General features: G+C 54.2%; 13 protein-coding genes and 1 rRNA gene. 12 read left to right on the top strand and 2 right to left on the bottom strand.

The window, feature by feature from the left end; all coding sequences use genetic code 11:
- The 3 genes from ACE99V_RS17520 to ACE99V_RS17510 form a co-directional block, all read left to right on the top strand.
- Nucleotides 1-640 (top strand): tRNA (adenosine(37)-N6)-threonylcarbamoyltransferase complex transferase subunit TsaD (locus ACE99V_RS17520; RefSeq protein ID WP_400492528.1); only part of this gene is annotated, 640 nt, incomplete at its 5' end.
- A 107-nt stretch (nucleotides 641-747) separates the two neighbouring features.
- The gene (locus tag ACE99V_RS17515; protein WP_400492527.1) at nucleotides 748-1098 is read left to right on the top strand and encodes a hypothetical protein; all 351 of its coding nucleotides are present in this window, start codon (nucleotides 748-750) and stop codon (nucleotides 1096-1098) included.
- A 186-nt stretch (nucleotides 1099-1284) separates the two neighbouring features.
- Nucleotides 1285-3528 carry a hypothetical protein gene (locus ACE99V_RS17510; protein WP_400492526.1) on the top strand — a complete coding sequence of 748 codons (2244 nt, stop codon included), beginning with the start codon at nucleotides 1285-1287 and terminating at the stop codon, nucleotides 3526-3528.
- Here ACE99V_RS17510 and ACE99V_RS17505 read toward each other — a convergent pair.
- Nucleotides 3525-5462 (bottom strand): ABC-F family ATP-binding cassette domain-containing protein, encoded by a 1938-nt coding sequence (locus ACE99V_RS17505; protein ID WP_400492525.1) that lies wholly within the window; start codon nucleotides 5460-5462, stop codon nucleotides 3525-3527. The genes ACE99V_RS17510 and ACE99V_RS17505 overlap by 4 nt on opposite strands.
- Before the next feature lie 108 nt (nucleotides 5463-5570).
- Between ACE99V_RS17505 and ACE99V_RS17500 the strand changes: the two genes are divergently transcribed.
- The 6 genes from ACE99V_RS17500 (at nucleotide 5571) to ACE99V_RS17475 (ending at nucleotide 9438) form a co-directional block, all read left to right on the top strand.
- Nucleotides 5571-6161 carry a 5-formyltetrahydrofolate cyclo-ligase gene (locus ACE99V_RS17500; RefSeq protein WP_400492524.1) on the top strand — a complete coding sequence of 197 codons (591 nt, stop codon included), beginning with the start codon at nucleotides 5571-5573 and terminating at the stop codon, nucleotides 6159-6161.
- Between the two features lie 113 nt (nucleotides 6162-6274).
- The gene (locus tag ACE99V_RS17495; protein WP_400492523.1) at nucleotides 6275-6790 is read left to right on the top strand and encodes a MogA/MoaB family molybdenum cofactor biosynthesis protein; all 516 of its coding nucleotides are present in this window, start codon (nucleotides 6275-6277) and stop codon (nucleotides 6788-6790) included.
- Nucleotides 6784-7785: a molybdopterin-binding protein gene (locus tag ACE99V_RS17490; RefSeq protein WP_400492522.1), complete on the top strand. Its 1002-nt coding sequence runs from the start codon at nucleotides 6784-6786 to the stop codon at nucleotides 7783-7785. The genes ACE99V_RS17495 and ACE99V_RS17490 overlap by 7 nt, the downstream gene beginning before the upstream one ends.
- A 37-nt stretch (nucleotides 7786-7822) precedes the next feature.
- Nucleotides 7823-8173: a twin-arginine translocase TatA/TatE family subunit gene (tatA, locus tag ACE99V_RS17485; protein WP_400492521.1), complete on the top strand. Its 351-nt coding sequence runs from the start codon at nucleotides 7823-7825 to the stop codon at nucleotides 8171-8173.
- A 17-nt stretch (nucleotides 8174-8190) separates the two neighbouring features.
- Nucleotides 8191-8961, top strand: coding sequence for a twin-arginine translocase subunit TatC (tatC, locus tag ACE99V_RS17480; protein ID WP_400492520.1), 771 nt, complete (start codon nucleotides 8191-8193; stop codon nucleotides 8959-8961).
- Nucleotides 8962-9039: 78 nt separating this feature from the next.
- The gene (locus ACE99V_RS17475) at nucleotides 9040-9438 is read left to right on the top strand and encodes a hypothetical protein (RefSeq protein WP_400492545.1); all 399 of its coding nucleotides are present in this window, start codon (nucleotides 9040-9042) and stop codon (nucleotides 9436-9438) included.
- A gap of 46 nt (nucleotides 9439-9484) precedes the next feature.
- On the opposite strand, the gene ACE99V_RS17470 is transcribed toward ACE99V_RS17475, so the two are convergent.
- Nucleotides 9485-10765 carry a CAP-associated domain-containing protein gene (locus ACE99V_RS17470; protein ID WP_400492519.1) on the bottom strand — a complete coding sequence of 427 codons (1281 nt, stop codon included), beginning with the start codon at nucleotides 10763-10765 and terminating at the stop codon, nucleotides 9485-9487.
- A gap of 234 nt (nucleotides 10766-10999) precedes the next feature.
- On the opposite strand from ACE99V_RS17470, the gene groES reads away from it, so the two are divergent.
- From groES to ACE99V_RS17455, 3 genes are all read left to right on the top strand, one after another.
- On the top strand, nucleotides 11000-11284 hold the full coding sequence (gene groES, locus ACE99V_RS17465) for a co-chaperone GroES (RefSeq protein WP_171566206.1): 285 nt from the start codon (nucleotides 11000-11002) through the stop codon (nucleotides 11282-11284).
- Nucleotides 11285-11341: 57 nt separating this feature from the next.
- On the top strand, nucleotides 11342-12961 hold the full coding sequence (gene groL / locus ACE99V_RS17460) for a chaperonin GroEL (RefSeq protein WP_400492518.1): 1620 nt from the start codon (nucleotides 11342-11344) through the stop codon (nucleotides 12959-12961).
- Between the two features lie 301 nt (nucleotides 12962-13262).
- Nucleotides 13263-13337, top strand: a 16S ribosomal RNA gene (locus ACE99V_RS17455); the annotation flags it as partial.

Below are 13337 nucleotides of genomic sequence, written 5' to 3'. Positions count from 1 at the left end.
GCTGGTCAAGGAAATGACGTTTCCGCTGGTTGCGCTGGTGGTCTCGGGCGGGCATACCGAACTGGTGTTGATGAAAGGGCATGGCCATTACGAAATTCTCGGCGAAACCCGGGATGACGCTGCCGGCGAAGCGTATGACAAAGTGGCGCGGGCGCTTAATCTGCCCTATCCGGGCGGGCCGCATATCGACCGGCTGGCTCACGAAGGGCAGCCGACCGTGCCCCTGCCACGCGCCTGGCTGGAGCCGGACTCGTATGATTTCAGCTTCAGCGGACTCAAGTCAGCCGTTTTGAATACGCTGCACAATGCCTCCCAACGGGGAGAGACCGTCAATCCGGCTGACCTTGCTGCCAGTTTTCAGGATTCCGTCACCGAAGTGCTGGTGGAAAAAACACTTCGCGCCGTGAAGGAATTTGGCGTCAAGCAGGTGCTTCTGGCTGGCGGGGTAGCCGCCAACCGAGGGCTGCGGGAGAGGCTCGCCAGCCGCTGCGAGGCGGAGGGCATTCCGCTGGTCATTCCCCCCCTTTCGCTATGTACGGACAACGCGGCGATGATCGCCGCGGCAGGCTACATTCAGTACCAAAAAGGGCAATTTGCCGACCTGGATCTGAATGGAGTTCCCGGGCTGCCGCTGTCTTGAACACATTCGACCTCTTTCGCGCTCAAACTGCGCGGAAGAGGTTGTTTTCGTATCGGCTGCAGTCAGCAGGGAAAGAATGAGTAGGAAGGAAAAAGGGGGGATTGCTATTGACAGGCCTGCTGCTGAAATTGTTTGTTGGTCCTCTGGTTGTCATACTTGCTGATGCCTTGTTTACGGAACTGTACTACCCGAACCTGTACCAGGCCATTTCTGTGGGTGTTGTGCTGGCCGTTGCCGGTCACGTCCTGGAAGTGATGCTTCTCAGGAGAGGAACACTCTGGTTTACTACCCTGCTTGATTTATTGGCAGCCGCGGCAATCGTGTATGCGAGCGGTTTTCTGCTCCCCGGAGCGGTTGTCACCATGCTGGGGGCAGTTTTTGCTGCGATTCTAATAGGGATCGCTGAATATCTTCAGCACCTGTGGCTGATCCGCAGCGGAAAAGCGGAGAAGACGTGACACAGCGATGGCTTTTCCCACCTTACCCACAAGCTATGGATAATTGAACAGGGTTGCTGGCGGATACTCCTGTGAATACTGGTGATAACATGAAAGAACGCTGAGAAAATCAACATTTCACTGTGGACATATCTGTGGAAGATGTGGATAAGACATCTCGCGTTATCAACAGGAGGGAGACGTCGCTTGATCACCGGAGTGTTACGTGTTCTGGTCGTCTGTTTGTTGTGGATCAGCTTGGCGGGGTATGGGCATGCGCAAGCGGAAACGGAAACGGGAAAGAGGCAGGCCATCGTTATTTTTATCGAAGGCCTGTCATTCCGTGATTTTGTCAAACTGAAAACCTATCCACATGTGGATAAATGGTTGAAAAACGGCCAGATCGGCGCTCTGACCGCGCGAACTCCCGGGCCCCGTACATCTGCTAACGGGTATTTGCTGCTTGGGACCGGAGGACAGGCATTGTATACGGAACGAAGCGGGACGGCTTACCATCCCGAGGAACACCTGTCGTCCGTCGAGACAGCCGGAGAGCGGGCGGCACAGCTCCGTGTGTCACAAACAGACGACGTGGCGCGTTCCCGAATCGTTTTTCCGGGTATATTCCGCCTGCACGCGGAAAATGTGGACAAACCTTACACCGCCCGAATTGGGCTTTTGGGTGAGACGCTGGCGATGAACGGCATACCTGTGGCCAGCTATGGAAACGGCGACTTCGATGACGTAAAGCAGCGACATGGCGTGCTGTTCTCGATGAACGAACGAGGAACGGTGCCACACGGGGACCTGTCCGCCCGGACTCTGATGGTGAGTCCCGCTTATCCCTACGGTGTCCGTACGGATTACGCCTATCTGGAGGAGCAATTGCGCCATGATCGCACGTCGGGTTTGATAACGGTGCAGCTGTCCGATCTGGCAAGGCTGTACCAGCTGTCCGACTACATGGAACCGGCCCGGTTTGAGCTCCAATACGAGCGAGTACTCGCAGACCTGGATGGATTCATCGGCCAGGTTCTCGAAAAAAGAAAACCAGGACAGATGGTGTTGCTTCTCTCTCCGGCGGTCAATCAGCGGGCCCAGCAGGAGAAGTCGCTGCTGGCGCCAATCCTGCTCTGGCGCGGAGAAAGCAGCGGCCATCTCGTCTCGGCCACCACCCGGCAGACGGGACTGGTTAGCGGACTGGACGTCCTTCCCACCATTTTGTCCTGGCTGTCGGTTCCGCTTCCTTCCGATCTGGTCGGTCACGTGATGCGTTCGGAAACGGGGAAAACGGCGGATGACCTGGTGGCTGATGTCTGGCAGATTGACCATCTGTATCGAAATCGCCCCTCCGTGTTGTACACCTACGTCATGCTGCAGATCGTCGTTCTGGTAGCAGCATCACTGTTGTGGCTGTGGGGGAAAGGGAAAAGCGGAGAACACATCGCCCGCGCTCGGCGAGGCGTCCGTCTGGCGCTTCTATCCATGCTCTGCTTTCCCGCTCTGTTTTTGCTCGAGGCATGGTTCGGTTGGATGGCAGCTCCGCCGGTCGTTCTCGGCGCTTTGATCCTGATGGCGTTGGGCGGGGCGATGCTGGCAGAAGGACGTCCGCTGCCGCTTTTGCTCATGGTGATGGCAGGGGCAACCGCAGGCGGGTTGCTGCTGGACGGTTTTACAGGCGCCACCGCGATGCGCCGCTCCTACCTCGGGTACGATCCGGTCGTCGGGGCGCGCTTCTACGGCTTGGGCAACGAGTATGAGGGGGTTTTGATCGGTTCTGTCATCCTGTTTGTCTCGGCCCTGTACGAGTGGAGCAGTCGAAGACAGGATCCGTCATTCGAGCGCAGGATGGTGACCGCGAGCATTTCCGTGCTCGTTTTTGTCACGGTGCTGTATTACATGGCTGCTCCCGCACTGGGCACCAATGCCGGAGGCTTCCTTGCAGGTCTGGCTGGCTTTTCCGTGGCGCTGGCTCGTCTACAGGGCTGGCAGGCAGGCAAAAAAGGCCTCCTGCTTCTCGCAGGTGGCCTTTGCGGCGGTATCGTCATTCTGATTGTCAGCAGTCTCGTTTCCGGGCAACCGCTGACCCACGTAGGGCGGGTCGCACAGGAGATCGTCAGCGGCAACTGGATGGAGGTGACCCATATCGTCGAGCGGAAGCTGGAAATGAATTTGAAGCTGATTCGCGTGTCCGCCTGGAGCAAGGTATTTGCCATCTCGCTGGTCGTCCTGAGTCTGTTGAGTCTGCGTTCCGATCGCTACCTGCAGCATCTGGCCGCACATTACCCGTACCTGGCAAAAGGCTTTCTCGGTGTGATTGCCGGTTCTGTCGCAGGTCTCGCCCTGAATGACTCCGGCATCGTGACCGCGGCTACGGCAATCATTTACCTCGTTGTCCCTGCGCTCTATACCGCACTCGGAGAAAAAGAAGATCAGCGGTACTCCACTTAAGCCTCGGAGAGAACGCTCCACTCGTCGTACAGCTTCTCCAGTTCCTCTCGCGCCTGCCGGATCAGATCGTTTCGCTCCTTTACCTGAAGATGATCGCTGTACACTTCCGGGAGACACAACTCTTCCTCCCATGTGGCGATCTCTTCCTCGCGTCGTTTGATCGTCTCTTCGATCTCTTCCAGGCGGCGAAGACGCTGGCGCTCCTGCCGCTTCGCCTCTTTCCCCAGTTCGTACGAAGATTTTTCAGGCTGGACGACTGCAGTCGTGCCGGCCTGTTTTGTTGCCGTCAGGGCAGCCTGTTCGGCGGCCAGTTCCGCCAGCTCCTGTTTCTTTTCCACGTAATAGTCGTAGTTGCCCAGGTAGTTGGTGACGCCGTCGGGGGAGAGCTCCAGCACGCGGGTCGCCACCTTGTTGAGGAAGTAGCGGTCGTGGGAGACGAACAGGATGGTTCCCGGGTAGTCGTGCAGGGCGTTCTCCAGCACCTCCTTGCTGTATAGATCAAGATGGTTGGTGGGCTCGTCGAAGATCAGGAAGTTGGCCTGCTTCAGCATCAGTTTCGCCAGGGATACGCGGGCGCGCTCCCCCCCGGAGAGATCGGAGATGCGCTTCTGCACGTCGTCACCGCTGAACAGGAAGTTGCCGAGCAGCGTGCGAACCTCTTTTTCCTGCATGTTGGGGTATTCGTTCCAGATCTCGCCCAGAACCGTGTTGCTCTCATTCAGGTTGCGATGTTCCTGATCGTAATAGCCAATCGTTACGTTGCTGCCCAATTGTACAGTGCCGGATAGGGCAGGAAGCTGTTCCACGATGGTTTTTAAGAGCGTCGATTTGCCGACTCCATTCGGTCCGACGAGAGCGACCCGTTCTTCCCGCTCGATTTCGAACGTAAGATGGCGGGAGAGTACGGCATCCGGGTAGCCGACGCTCAGGTTGTTCACCTTCAGCACGATGTTTCCGCTCATTTTGTCGATGTCAAACGAGAAATGGGCCGACTTGTTCTTAAGGATCGGTTTTTCCAGGCGATCGATCTTTTCCAAAGTCTTGCGCCGGCTCTGGGCCCGCTTCGTCGTGGAAGCGCGGGCGATGTTGCGGGCGATGAAATCTTCCAGCTTGGCGATTTCCTCCTGCTGTTTCTCGAACCGCTTCATCTCGTTCTCCAGCTTTGCCGCCTTTTGGTCGAGAAACTGGCTGTAATTGCCCACATAACGGGTAGCGCGCGTACGCTCAATTTCATAGACGACCGTCACCAGCTTGTCCAGAAAGTAGCGGTCGTGGGAAACGACGAGGATGGCGCCCGGGTAGTTTTGCAGATAGGTTTCCAGCCACGTGAGCGTTTCGATGTCCAGATAGTTGGTCGGCTCGTCCAAAAGCAGGATGGAAGGCGCCTGCAAAAGCAGTTTGGCCAGGGCCAGCCTCGTTTTTTGTCCGCCGCTCAGGTTTTTGATCGGCGTCTGGTAGTCCATGTCGGCAAAGCGAAGCCCGTGCAAAACGCCGCGGATATTCGCCTCGTAGCTGTAACCGCCGCGTTCCTTGAACGCTTCAGAACGGCGGGAGTAGTCTTCCAGGATCTGCTGGTACCGCTTTTCGTCGTTGAGGACAGCCGGGTCGCCCATCAGCGTCTCCAGCTTGCGCAGCTCCCTTTCTTCCTCTTGCAAATGGGCAAAAACGGAAAGCATCTCGTCCCAGATGCTCCGCTCCGATTCCAGACCCCCGTTTTGGGCGAGATAGCCCAGCGTTACCTCTTTCGGAATGCGGATCACGCCGCTGTCATAGCTTAACTGTCCGGCGAGAATTTTCATCAAAGTCGATTTGCCGGCTCCGTTTACACCGACCAGTCCGACGCGCTCACCGGTTTGTATTTGCAGGGAGATGTCTTGTAAAATAATGTCGATCCCGTATGTTTTGTGTATATGTTCAGCTTGCAGTAAAATCATGGGCGTTCACCTTCAAATGAACTTTTACATTCTATTACAGTGTAGCCCAGACCTCTGACAGGAACAAGTGTCACCCACCCCGAAAGAAAAAGGGAGAGGATGCAACCAATGGAAACACACACGGGCAAACAGCTGCTCCGCAGGAAAAAACTAGGGGTACGAGCGGCTCTGTCGCAGGAAGTTCGGGCAATCTATTCCTGTCAGGCTGCCAAACACTTGCTTGCCTTTGAACCCCTGGCAAAGAGCCGGGCTGTGCTGGCTTTTTACCCGTTTCGCGAGGAAATTGACATTCGTCCGTTTCTTGAAGCGGCCTCTAAAAGGGGACAGGAGGTGTGGCTGCCGCTCACCGTCCCTTCGGAGCGAAGAATGATTCCCTATCGCTACACCGGGCCGGACGTTCTCAGACAGGGGGCGTACGGCATTTTCGAACCGGATCCGAGCATCGCGGAACAGGCTGACCTTGCTCGGCTGGAGGCTGTCATCGTGCCGGGGGTTGCGTTTGATCGTAGGGGAGGGCGATTGGGATACGGAGCCGGCTACTACGACCGCTTTTTGTCTCTGCTGTCAAAAAAGCCGCTCTTGATCGGCTGTGCGTTTTCGTGCCAGCTGGAGGAGCACATCCCGATGGAGCCGCATGACTTTCGCATGGATTACATCGCCACGGAAGCCGGCGTCAGGCAGGCAGAGCAGACCTGTTGATGTTCGGCAAGAGCTGCCGCTTTTGTGTCAGGATTGAGTCAATTCCCACATACCTATAAACAGCGGAAAGAAAAGAGTGTACAATACTAAGATGAGACAATGGAGGATAGGGTATGACAAACTGGAAAGTGGGCGTTATTTCCGCAAGTGATTCCATCGCCAATGGGATGCGTGAAGACGATCGCATTCCCATTATTCGTCAGTTGACTGAAGAGTGGCTCCATACGGAGGTCGCGATCTATCGTGCCGTAACCGACGACATGGAAGATCTGAAAGAGAACATGATCGAATTGGTGGATCGTGAAAAGTGCGATTTGTTGATTGTCGCAGGTGGTACAGGACTCAGCCCCCGGGATGTCACTCCCGAGGTGACCGCCTGGGTGATCGACCGACCGGTACCCGGACTGGCCGAGGAAATGCGTCGCGCCGGTTTGCAGCAATCCCGCCGCGCCATGCTGACACGGGCGGTTGCCGGTACAAGGGGAAATTCGCTGATTATCAACCTTCCGGGGAATCCCAAAGGGGTGGAAATCTGCTTTAACGCCATCGGCGATATGCTTTCGGATGCCCTGCACATCCTGCAAGGAACAGGGCAGGCCAACGAGGATTGGGGAGGATTGGGTTGGTAGAAAAGCCAAAGCTGAAGGAAGTGCCGGTTCGGGAAGCGGTGGGGCTGGTCCTTCCTCACGACATGACGCAAATTTTGCCGGGCGAGTTTAAAGGACGTCTGTTCAAAAAGGGGCATGTTATTACGGAAGCCGACATCGAACCGCTGCTTTCCATCGGCAAGGAACACATTTACGTGTTGGACATGCCTAAAGGATACATTCACGAGGATGAGGCAGGTGTGCGCATCGCCCAGGCCGTTGCGGGTCCGGGCTTGACCCTGACAGAGCCGTATGAGGGAAAGGTTTCGCTAAAAGCGGAACAACTAGGCTTGGCCAAGGTGAATGAGCAGGCTGTGCATGCCATCAATGAACTGGAAGCCATCGCCCTCGCCACGATCTACACGGATCAGGTGGTGCAGCCCGGTCATACCGTGGCCGCGACTAGAATTATTCCGTTGATTATGGAAGAAGAGCGAATGATCCATTTGGAGAAGTTGGCCAAGAGCTTCCCAGAGCCGATCGTGCAGGTGAAACCGTTTCTCCCGAAAAAGGTGGGGCTGGTGACCACGGGCGGGGAAGTATTTTCCGGCCGGATCGCGGACAAATTCGGTCCGGTGATTCGGGCAAAGGTGGAGGCGCTCGGCTCGACCGTAGTGGATCAACGATTTGCCCCTGACGACAAGCAGCTGATCGAGAACGAAATCAAGCGCTTCCTGCAGCAGGGGGTTGATCTGGTTCTGGTGACGGGCGGCATGTCTGTTGATCCTGACGACCGCACGCCGGGTGCGATTGCAGGAGCAGGAGCGGAGGTAGTGCGCTACGGAACGCCGATGCTGCCCGGTTCCATGCTGATGGTGGCGTACGCGGGGGACACGCCGGTTCTCGGTCTGCCCGGAGCCGTGATGCACGAGCCGTTTACATCCTTTGACGTATTTTTGCCGCGCATTCTGGCCGGGGAGCGGATCGTTGAAACAGACATGACCCGGTTGGGCTACGGCGGCTTGCGCAAGTGTTAGGGGTAATCATTCTTCAGAATAAAAGGAGTGAACGTGGATGAGTACAATTGGGATTCCCGGTTTGATATTGATCCTGGTGCTGGCCTTGGTGCTGTTTGGACCGAAAAAACTGCCGGAGCTGGGCAGAGCGGTGGGACACACGCTGAAAGAGTTTAAGAACGCCACGCGCGGCCTTACCAAGGATGACGACGAGGATGACGAAAAGGCAAAGGAACAGCCGAAAAAGGTAGAGGTTATCACGGAGAAGGACGCCTTTGACCGCGAAAAAATCGAGCGGGAAGTACGTGAGCGCATGGAACGGGAACGCCTGGAACAGGAGATCCGCGAAAAGCTGGAGAAGGAGCGGCAACAGTCCATACAGGCAGAAAAGGAACAACCCAGAGCGTAATGTGAGGGTGAATTGAGATGACGGACCAGCGCGAGATGACGGTGGTCGAGCACCTGACTGAACTGCGGAAGCGGATTATCTGGGTGTTGGCCGTATTTATAGTCGCTTTAACAGCCGGGCTGTTTTTTGCCGGCCCCATGATCGAGTACCTGAAGCAAAAACCGATTGCCGAAGGGGTTCCGCTGATATCCCTGCATCCTTCCGATGCGCTGCGCGTTTACATGCAGTTCGCTTTTTTGCTGGGTGTGGTGGTAACCTTGCCTGTCGCCCTGTTTCATACGTGGCGGTTTGTCGCGCCGGGTTTGAGGGAGAACGAGCGTCGCGGCACCCTGTATTTTATCCCGGCTGCTTTCTTTTTATTTATTGCCGGCATCTTATTTGGGTATTTTATCGTCTTTCCGATGATCATGCAGTTTATGGCGGGGATGACGGCCAGTATCGGCGCCGACCCCAATTACGGCATCGCGGAGTACTTCGGGTTTCTGTTTAACATGGTCGTTCCGTTTGGAGTGCTGTTTGAGCTGCCGATTGTCGTGATGTTTCTCACGCGTCTTAGGATCCTCAACCCGATGCGGCTGGCCAAAATGCGGCGATTCGCCTACTTCGGCCTGGCGGTAGTGGCCGTAACACTGACGCCGCCGGAGATCATCAGCGACATTCTGGTGACCATTCCGCTGTTATTGCTATATGAACTGAGCATCTGGCTCTCCCGGATCGTCTACCGAAAGCAGCTGAGGGAAGACGAGGAGTGGCAAAACGAATACGATGATGAAAAATCTCCTGTCTGATGAAAAGGCAGGAGATTTTTTCGTACATCGGGTCATACTAACGAAGGAATGTGTTGGGGGGTGTCAAAGGTGTGGCTGATGCTTTGTCTGGCGTTGCTTTTTTCCACGGGAGAGACTGTTGCGGCTGAACCGGTCGAGTTGTTCGATACGGACAAGGAGCGGGTCGTGCAGACGTTTGACAATACGAGAGAATTTCAGGAAGCGGCCAAGGAATTGTTAACCAGTGTCAGCGGAAGGGTGCTGGAACTGAACCCGTCGCTTGCACATGCGTTGATCGTCAAGATCCCGTTGGTTCCGCCGCAGCCGCTCGTCAATCGTCAGGCCAGGATTGAAGAGAAGATCAGCGAGATCTTCGTCATCATGCCGAAAAAGGGAGAGAGAAAGCCTTGGATGATACTTCATACGCAGGAGTACGAAACCTTGGTCGTGGAGTTTTCCAAAGAGGTGTCCACATTGAAAAAGCTGGTTCAACTCTAATCGGAAAAAGCCCAGCTTTCTAAAAGAAAATGCTGGGCGATTGGTTTCATTTCGTTGAAACAAATGTTTGCGTATAGTAATCGGCAGAGACACCGACGCCAAGCTGCGTGAACCCTTTTTCCAGGATGTTCTTGCGGTGACCAGGGCTGTTCATCCAACTTTCGTATGCCTCGATGGCATCAGGATAACCGGCTGCGATATTTTCACCCGCCATCCTGTACTGAACACCTGCCTGCTTGAGCCGCTCGAACGGATCGAGTCCTGTTGTCGCCGACACGTGATCGAAAAAGTCGTGGGTTTCCATGTCCTGGCTGTGTCCCCTAGCCACTTGGGCCGCCTGATTGTTCCAGGTCAGCTGCGGAATCCTGTAGCGGTAGCGGATGACATTGACCAGATCGAGGATTTGTCGTTCGTAGGCGGCATTTACCAGTTCACGCTGCTTGACGGTAAGCGCCGGCGGGTCAAAGTTGGGAGCCTGGCCCGTATAGGTCCACTTGGTTTCGTAATATCCTCCCCGCAGCAGAAGCAGTTTGTCGATTGCGCGAATGGCAGTCACTTTGTTTTGGTTGTGCTTGTCAATGTAGAAAATGACCGGGGTGCCGTCAGAGAGGACCAGAGGCCGATCTTTCGCCTGGTTGGTGATTTGAATCTGGGCATGTTGATAGGCGAAGGAAACGACGTTTTTCAACTCGTGCTTGCGTGTCAGCGATTGCAGGCCGGTGCCGATGCCAACGCCGTCCAGCTTGGCCTGGGGAGCGTTGGAGTAAATGTCGACCACTTTACCGTCCAGCACGCCTACCTGTACATAACGGGCCGGATTCTGACTGTACACCCACCATTGATAGCCGAGTGCGCTTGGTTCTTTACGCACCGGCTGCCCAAGAGCGGCAACAACCTGCTGTTCCGACATTCCCAATTTGAGCCCGAACAAGCTTTGCTCCTGTTGGATTTCAACCGATGGCGGTGCGGATTTCCCTGCTGTCGCGGTCGCCTTTGGCGAAATTTCCGGCAGTTGAGGCAGACGGGGGTCTTTTCCCAACCAGACGGTACGGGTACGCTCATCCCAGCCGGCAGGCTTGTCCAGTTGTTCGCTGATCAGGTTTAACGGGACGAATACCGTGCCGTCATACTCCAACGTTGCGGGTACGTATTTCTTTCCGTTCAGGAAATAGCCTTCGCGATCGCTGGGACGAATCTTTTCACCGTCGACATAAATAGAGGCGGGGGACAGGTTGACGCGAACCTGAGATGAAGTGCCTGCAGCCATCATTTGCCCAATTCCCACACATGACAGTGCGAGTGCTCCGATCCACAACCACTTGCGCATAGACTTCCCTCCTTGGTGTACGATGTCTGTCTTTACTCTATCTATATGGGACTGAGAGTTTCATAGAACCTCTTTTTAAAAGAGTAGAGGGAAGTTCAGATATGGAAAAAAGTGAGGGAAAAATACTTGCAAAGTAGATGGTGTTTCATTATTATAGGAATTGGGTGTTAGCACTCCTCTTGATCGAGTGCTAACAACAAAAGTAACCTACATTTTCTGAGGAGGGTGTTTTTTGTGTTAAAGCCATTGGGTGACCGTGTGGTAATCGAACCAATCTCGAAAGAAGAAACAACCGCTAGCGGTATTGTTCTTCCAGACACCGCTAAGGAAAAGCCACAAGAAGGCCGCGTAATCGCAGTCGGATCCGGTCGCGTCGCTGACAACGGTGAGCGTATCGCTTTGGAAGTAAAAGAAGGCGACAAAGTCATTTTCTCCAAATACGCTGGTACCGAAGTGAAAGTGGACAACAAAGAATACCTTGTGCTTCGCGAATCCGACATCCTCGCGATCATCGGCTAAAAATCTTTCACATAACGAACGAACGGAAAACACATATTGTAGGAGGTTGAGTTTCACATGGCAAAACAAATCAAGTTTTCTGAAGATGCTCGCCGCTCGATGCTTCGCGGTGTAGAAGCTCTGGCTAACGCCGTGAAAGTAACTCTTGGTCCGAAAGGCCGCAACGTCGTTCTGGAGAAAAAATTTGGTTCTCCGCTCATCACCAACGACGGCGTAACCATTGCGAAAGAAATCGAGCTGGAAGACGCATACGAAAACATGGGTGCTCAGCTGGTTAAAGAAGTTGCGACCAAAACAAACGACATCGCGGGTGACGGTACCACTACTGCTACCGTTCTCGCTTATGCGATGATTCGCGAAGGTCTGAAAAACGTTACTGCAGGCGCTAACCCGATGGTTATCCGCCGCGGTATGGAAAAAGCAGTTCGCGCTGCTGTGGAAGAAATCAAATCCATCGCGAAGCCGATTGAAAACAAATCCGCAATCGCACAAGTTGCTTCCATTTCCGCTGACAACAGTGAAGTTGGCGAACTGATCGCAGAAGCGATGGAAAAAGTGGGCAAAGACGGTGTCATCACTGTTGAAGAGTCCAAAGGTTTCGTAACGGAACTGGAAGTTGTAGAAGGTATGCAATTCGACCGCGGCTACGCTTCTCCGTACATGATCACTGACACTGACAAGATGGAAGCGGTTCTGAACAACCCTTACATCCTGATCACTGACAAGAAAATCTCCAACATCCAGGAAGTACTGCCTGTTCTCGAACAAGTGGTACAAAGCGGCAAACCGCTTCTGATCATCGCAGAAGACGTGGAAGGCGAAGCGCTGGCTACTCTGGTAGTGAACAAACTGCGCGGTACCTTCACTGCAGTAGCTGTTAAAGCTCCTGGCTTCGGCGACCGCCGCAAAGCTATGCTGCAAGACATCGCTGTTCTGACTGGCGGCGAAGTGATTACAGAAGAACTGGGTCTCGAACTGAAATCCACCAAACTGCAACAACTCGGCCGTGCAGGTAAAGTCGTTGTTACCAAAGAAAACACTACCATCGTTGAAGGTGCCGGCGACAAAGCGGCTATCGATGCGCGTGTTGCTCAAATTCGTCAACAAATCGAAGACACTACTTCCGACTTCGATCGTGAAAAACTGCAAGAGCGTCTGGCTAAACTGGCCGGCGGCGTAGCGGTTATCAAGGTTGGCGCCGCTACTGAAACCGAGCTGAAAGAGAAGAAGCTCCGCATCGAGGACGCTCTCAACTCCACTCGCGCTGCGGTAGAAGAGGGTATTGTTCCTGGCGGTGGTACTACTCTGATTAACGCGATGAAAGCGGTTGAAAAAGTAAAAGCGGAAGGCGACGAAAAAGTAGGTGTGCAAATCGTTCTCCGCGCACTGGAAGAACCGGTTCGCCAAATTGCCGCAAACGCTGGTCTGGAAGGCTCCGTAATCGTAGAGCGCCTGAAGAAGGAACCAGTTGGCGTCGGCTTCAACGCTGCTACTGAAGAGTGGGTAAACATGCTCGAAGCAGGTATCGTAGACGCTGCGAAAGTTACTCGTTCCGCACTGTCCAACGCTGCATCCGTAGCGGCAATGTTCCTCACTACTGAAGCGGTTGTTGCTGATAAGCCGGAAGAAAACAAAACTCCTGCAATGCCAGACATGGGCGGCATGGGCATGATGTAAGAACGGGTTGCGCCCGCGAGAGACAGAGTTACCTCTGTCTCTCTCTTTTTTTGCTCCGGATTCGATGGATCAAGATTTTGCCTCTTTTGCAGAGAGCTGCTTTTTTAAGGTAGGATGAAAAAAGATAATTTCTTAGAAATTTCCTCTTGATTTTCTTCTTTCAAACATGTTATATTACTAAAGGTCAGCGCCGGAACGCGATGACAACCTTATCGAAAATGTTCTTTGAAAACTGAACAGCGAAGCGTTTTAAACAGCCAAGCAAACATGGTTTTGAACCTTGATCAATTTCTTTCTACCTTTATTGGAGAGTTTGATCCTGGCTCAGGACGAACGCTGGCGGCGTGCCTAATACATGCAAGTCGAGCGAGTCCCT

Origin of the sequence: Brevibacillus soli (genome assembly GCF_044759095.2) — a bacterium.
Taxonomy (GTDB): Bacteria; Bacillota; Bacilli; order Brevibacillales; family Brevibacillaceae; genus JBIYSM02.
This window is presented reverse-complemented; position numbering and strand designations above follow the sequence as displayed.

Coding starts and splice junctions, on each gene's coding strand:
- tatC (WP_400492520.1), top strand. CDS start 8,191: ATGACGGACCAGCGCGAGATGACGGTGGTCGAGCACCTGACTGAACTG.
- groL (WP_400492518.1), top strand. CDS start 11,342: ATGGCAAAACAAATCAAGTTTTCTGAAGATGCTCGCCGCTCGATGCTT.
- ACE99V_RS17500 (WP_400492524.1), top strand. CDS start 5,571: ATGGAAACACACACGGGCAAACAGCTGCTCCGCAGGAAAAAACTAGGG.
- ACE99V_RS17505 (WP_400492525.1), bottom strand. CDS start 5,462: ATGATTTTACTGCAAGCTGAACATATACACAAAACATACGGGATCGAC.
- ACE99V_RS17495 (WP_400492523.1), top strand. CDS start 6,275: ATGACAAACTGGAAAGTGGGCGTTATTTCCGCAAGTGATTCCATCGCC.
- tatA (WP_400492521.1), top strand. CDS start 7,823: ATGAGTACAATTGGGATTCCCGGTTTGATATTGATCCTGGTGCTGGCC.
- ACE99V_RS17475 (WP_400492545.1), top strand. CDS start 9,040: ATGCTTTGTCTGGCGTTGCTTTTTTCCACGGGAGAGACTGTTGCGGCT.
- ACE99V_RS17470 (WP_400492519.1), bottom strand. CDS start 10,765: ATGCGCAAGTGGTTGTGGATCGGAGCACTCGCACTGTCATGTGTGGGA.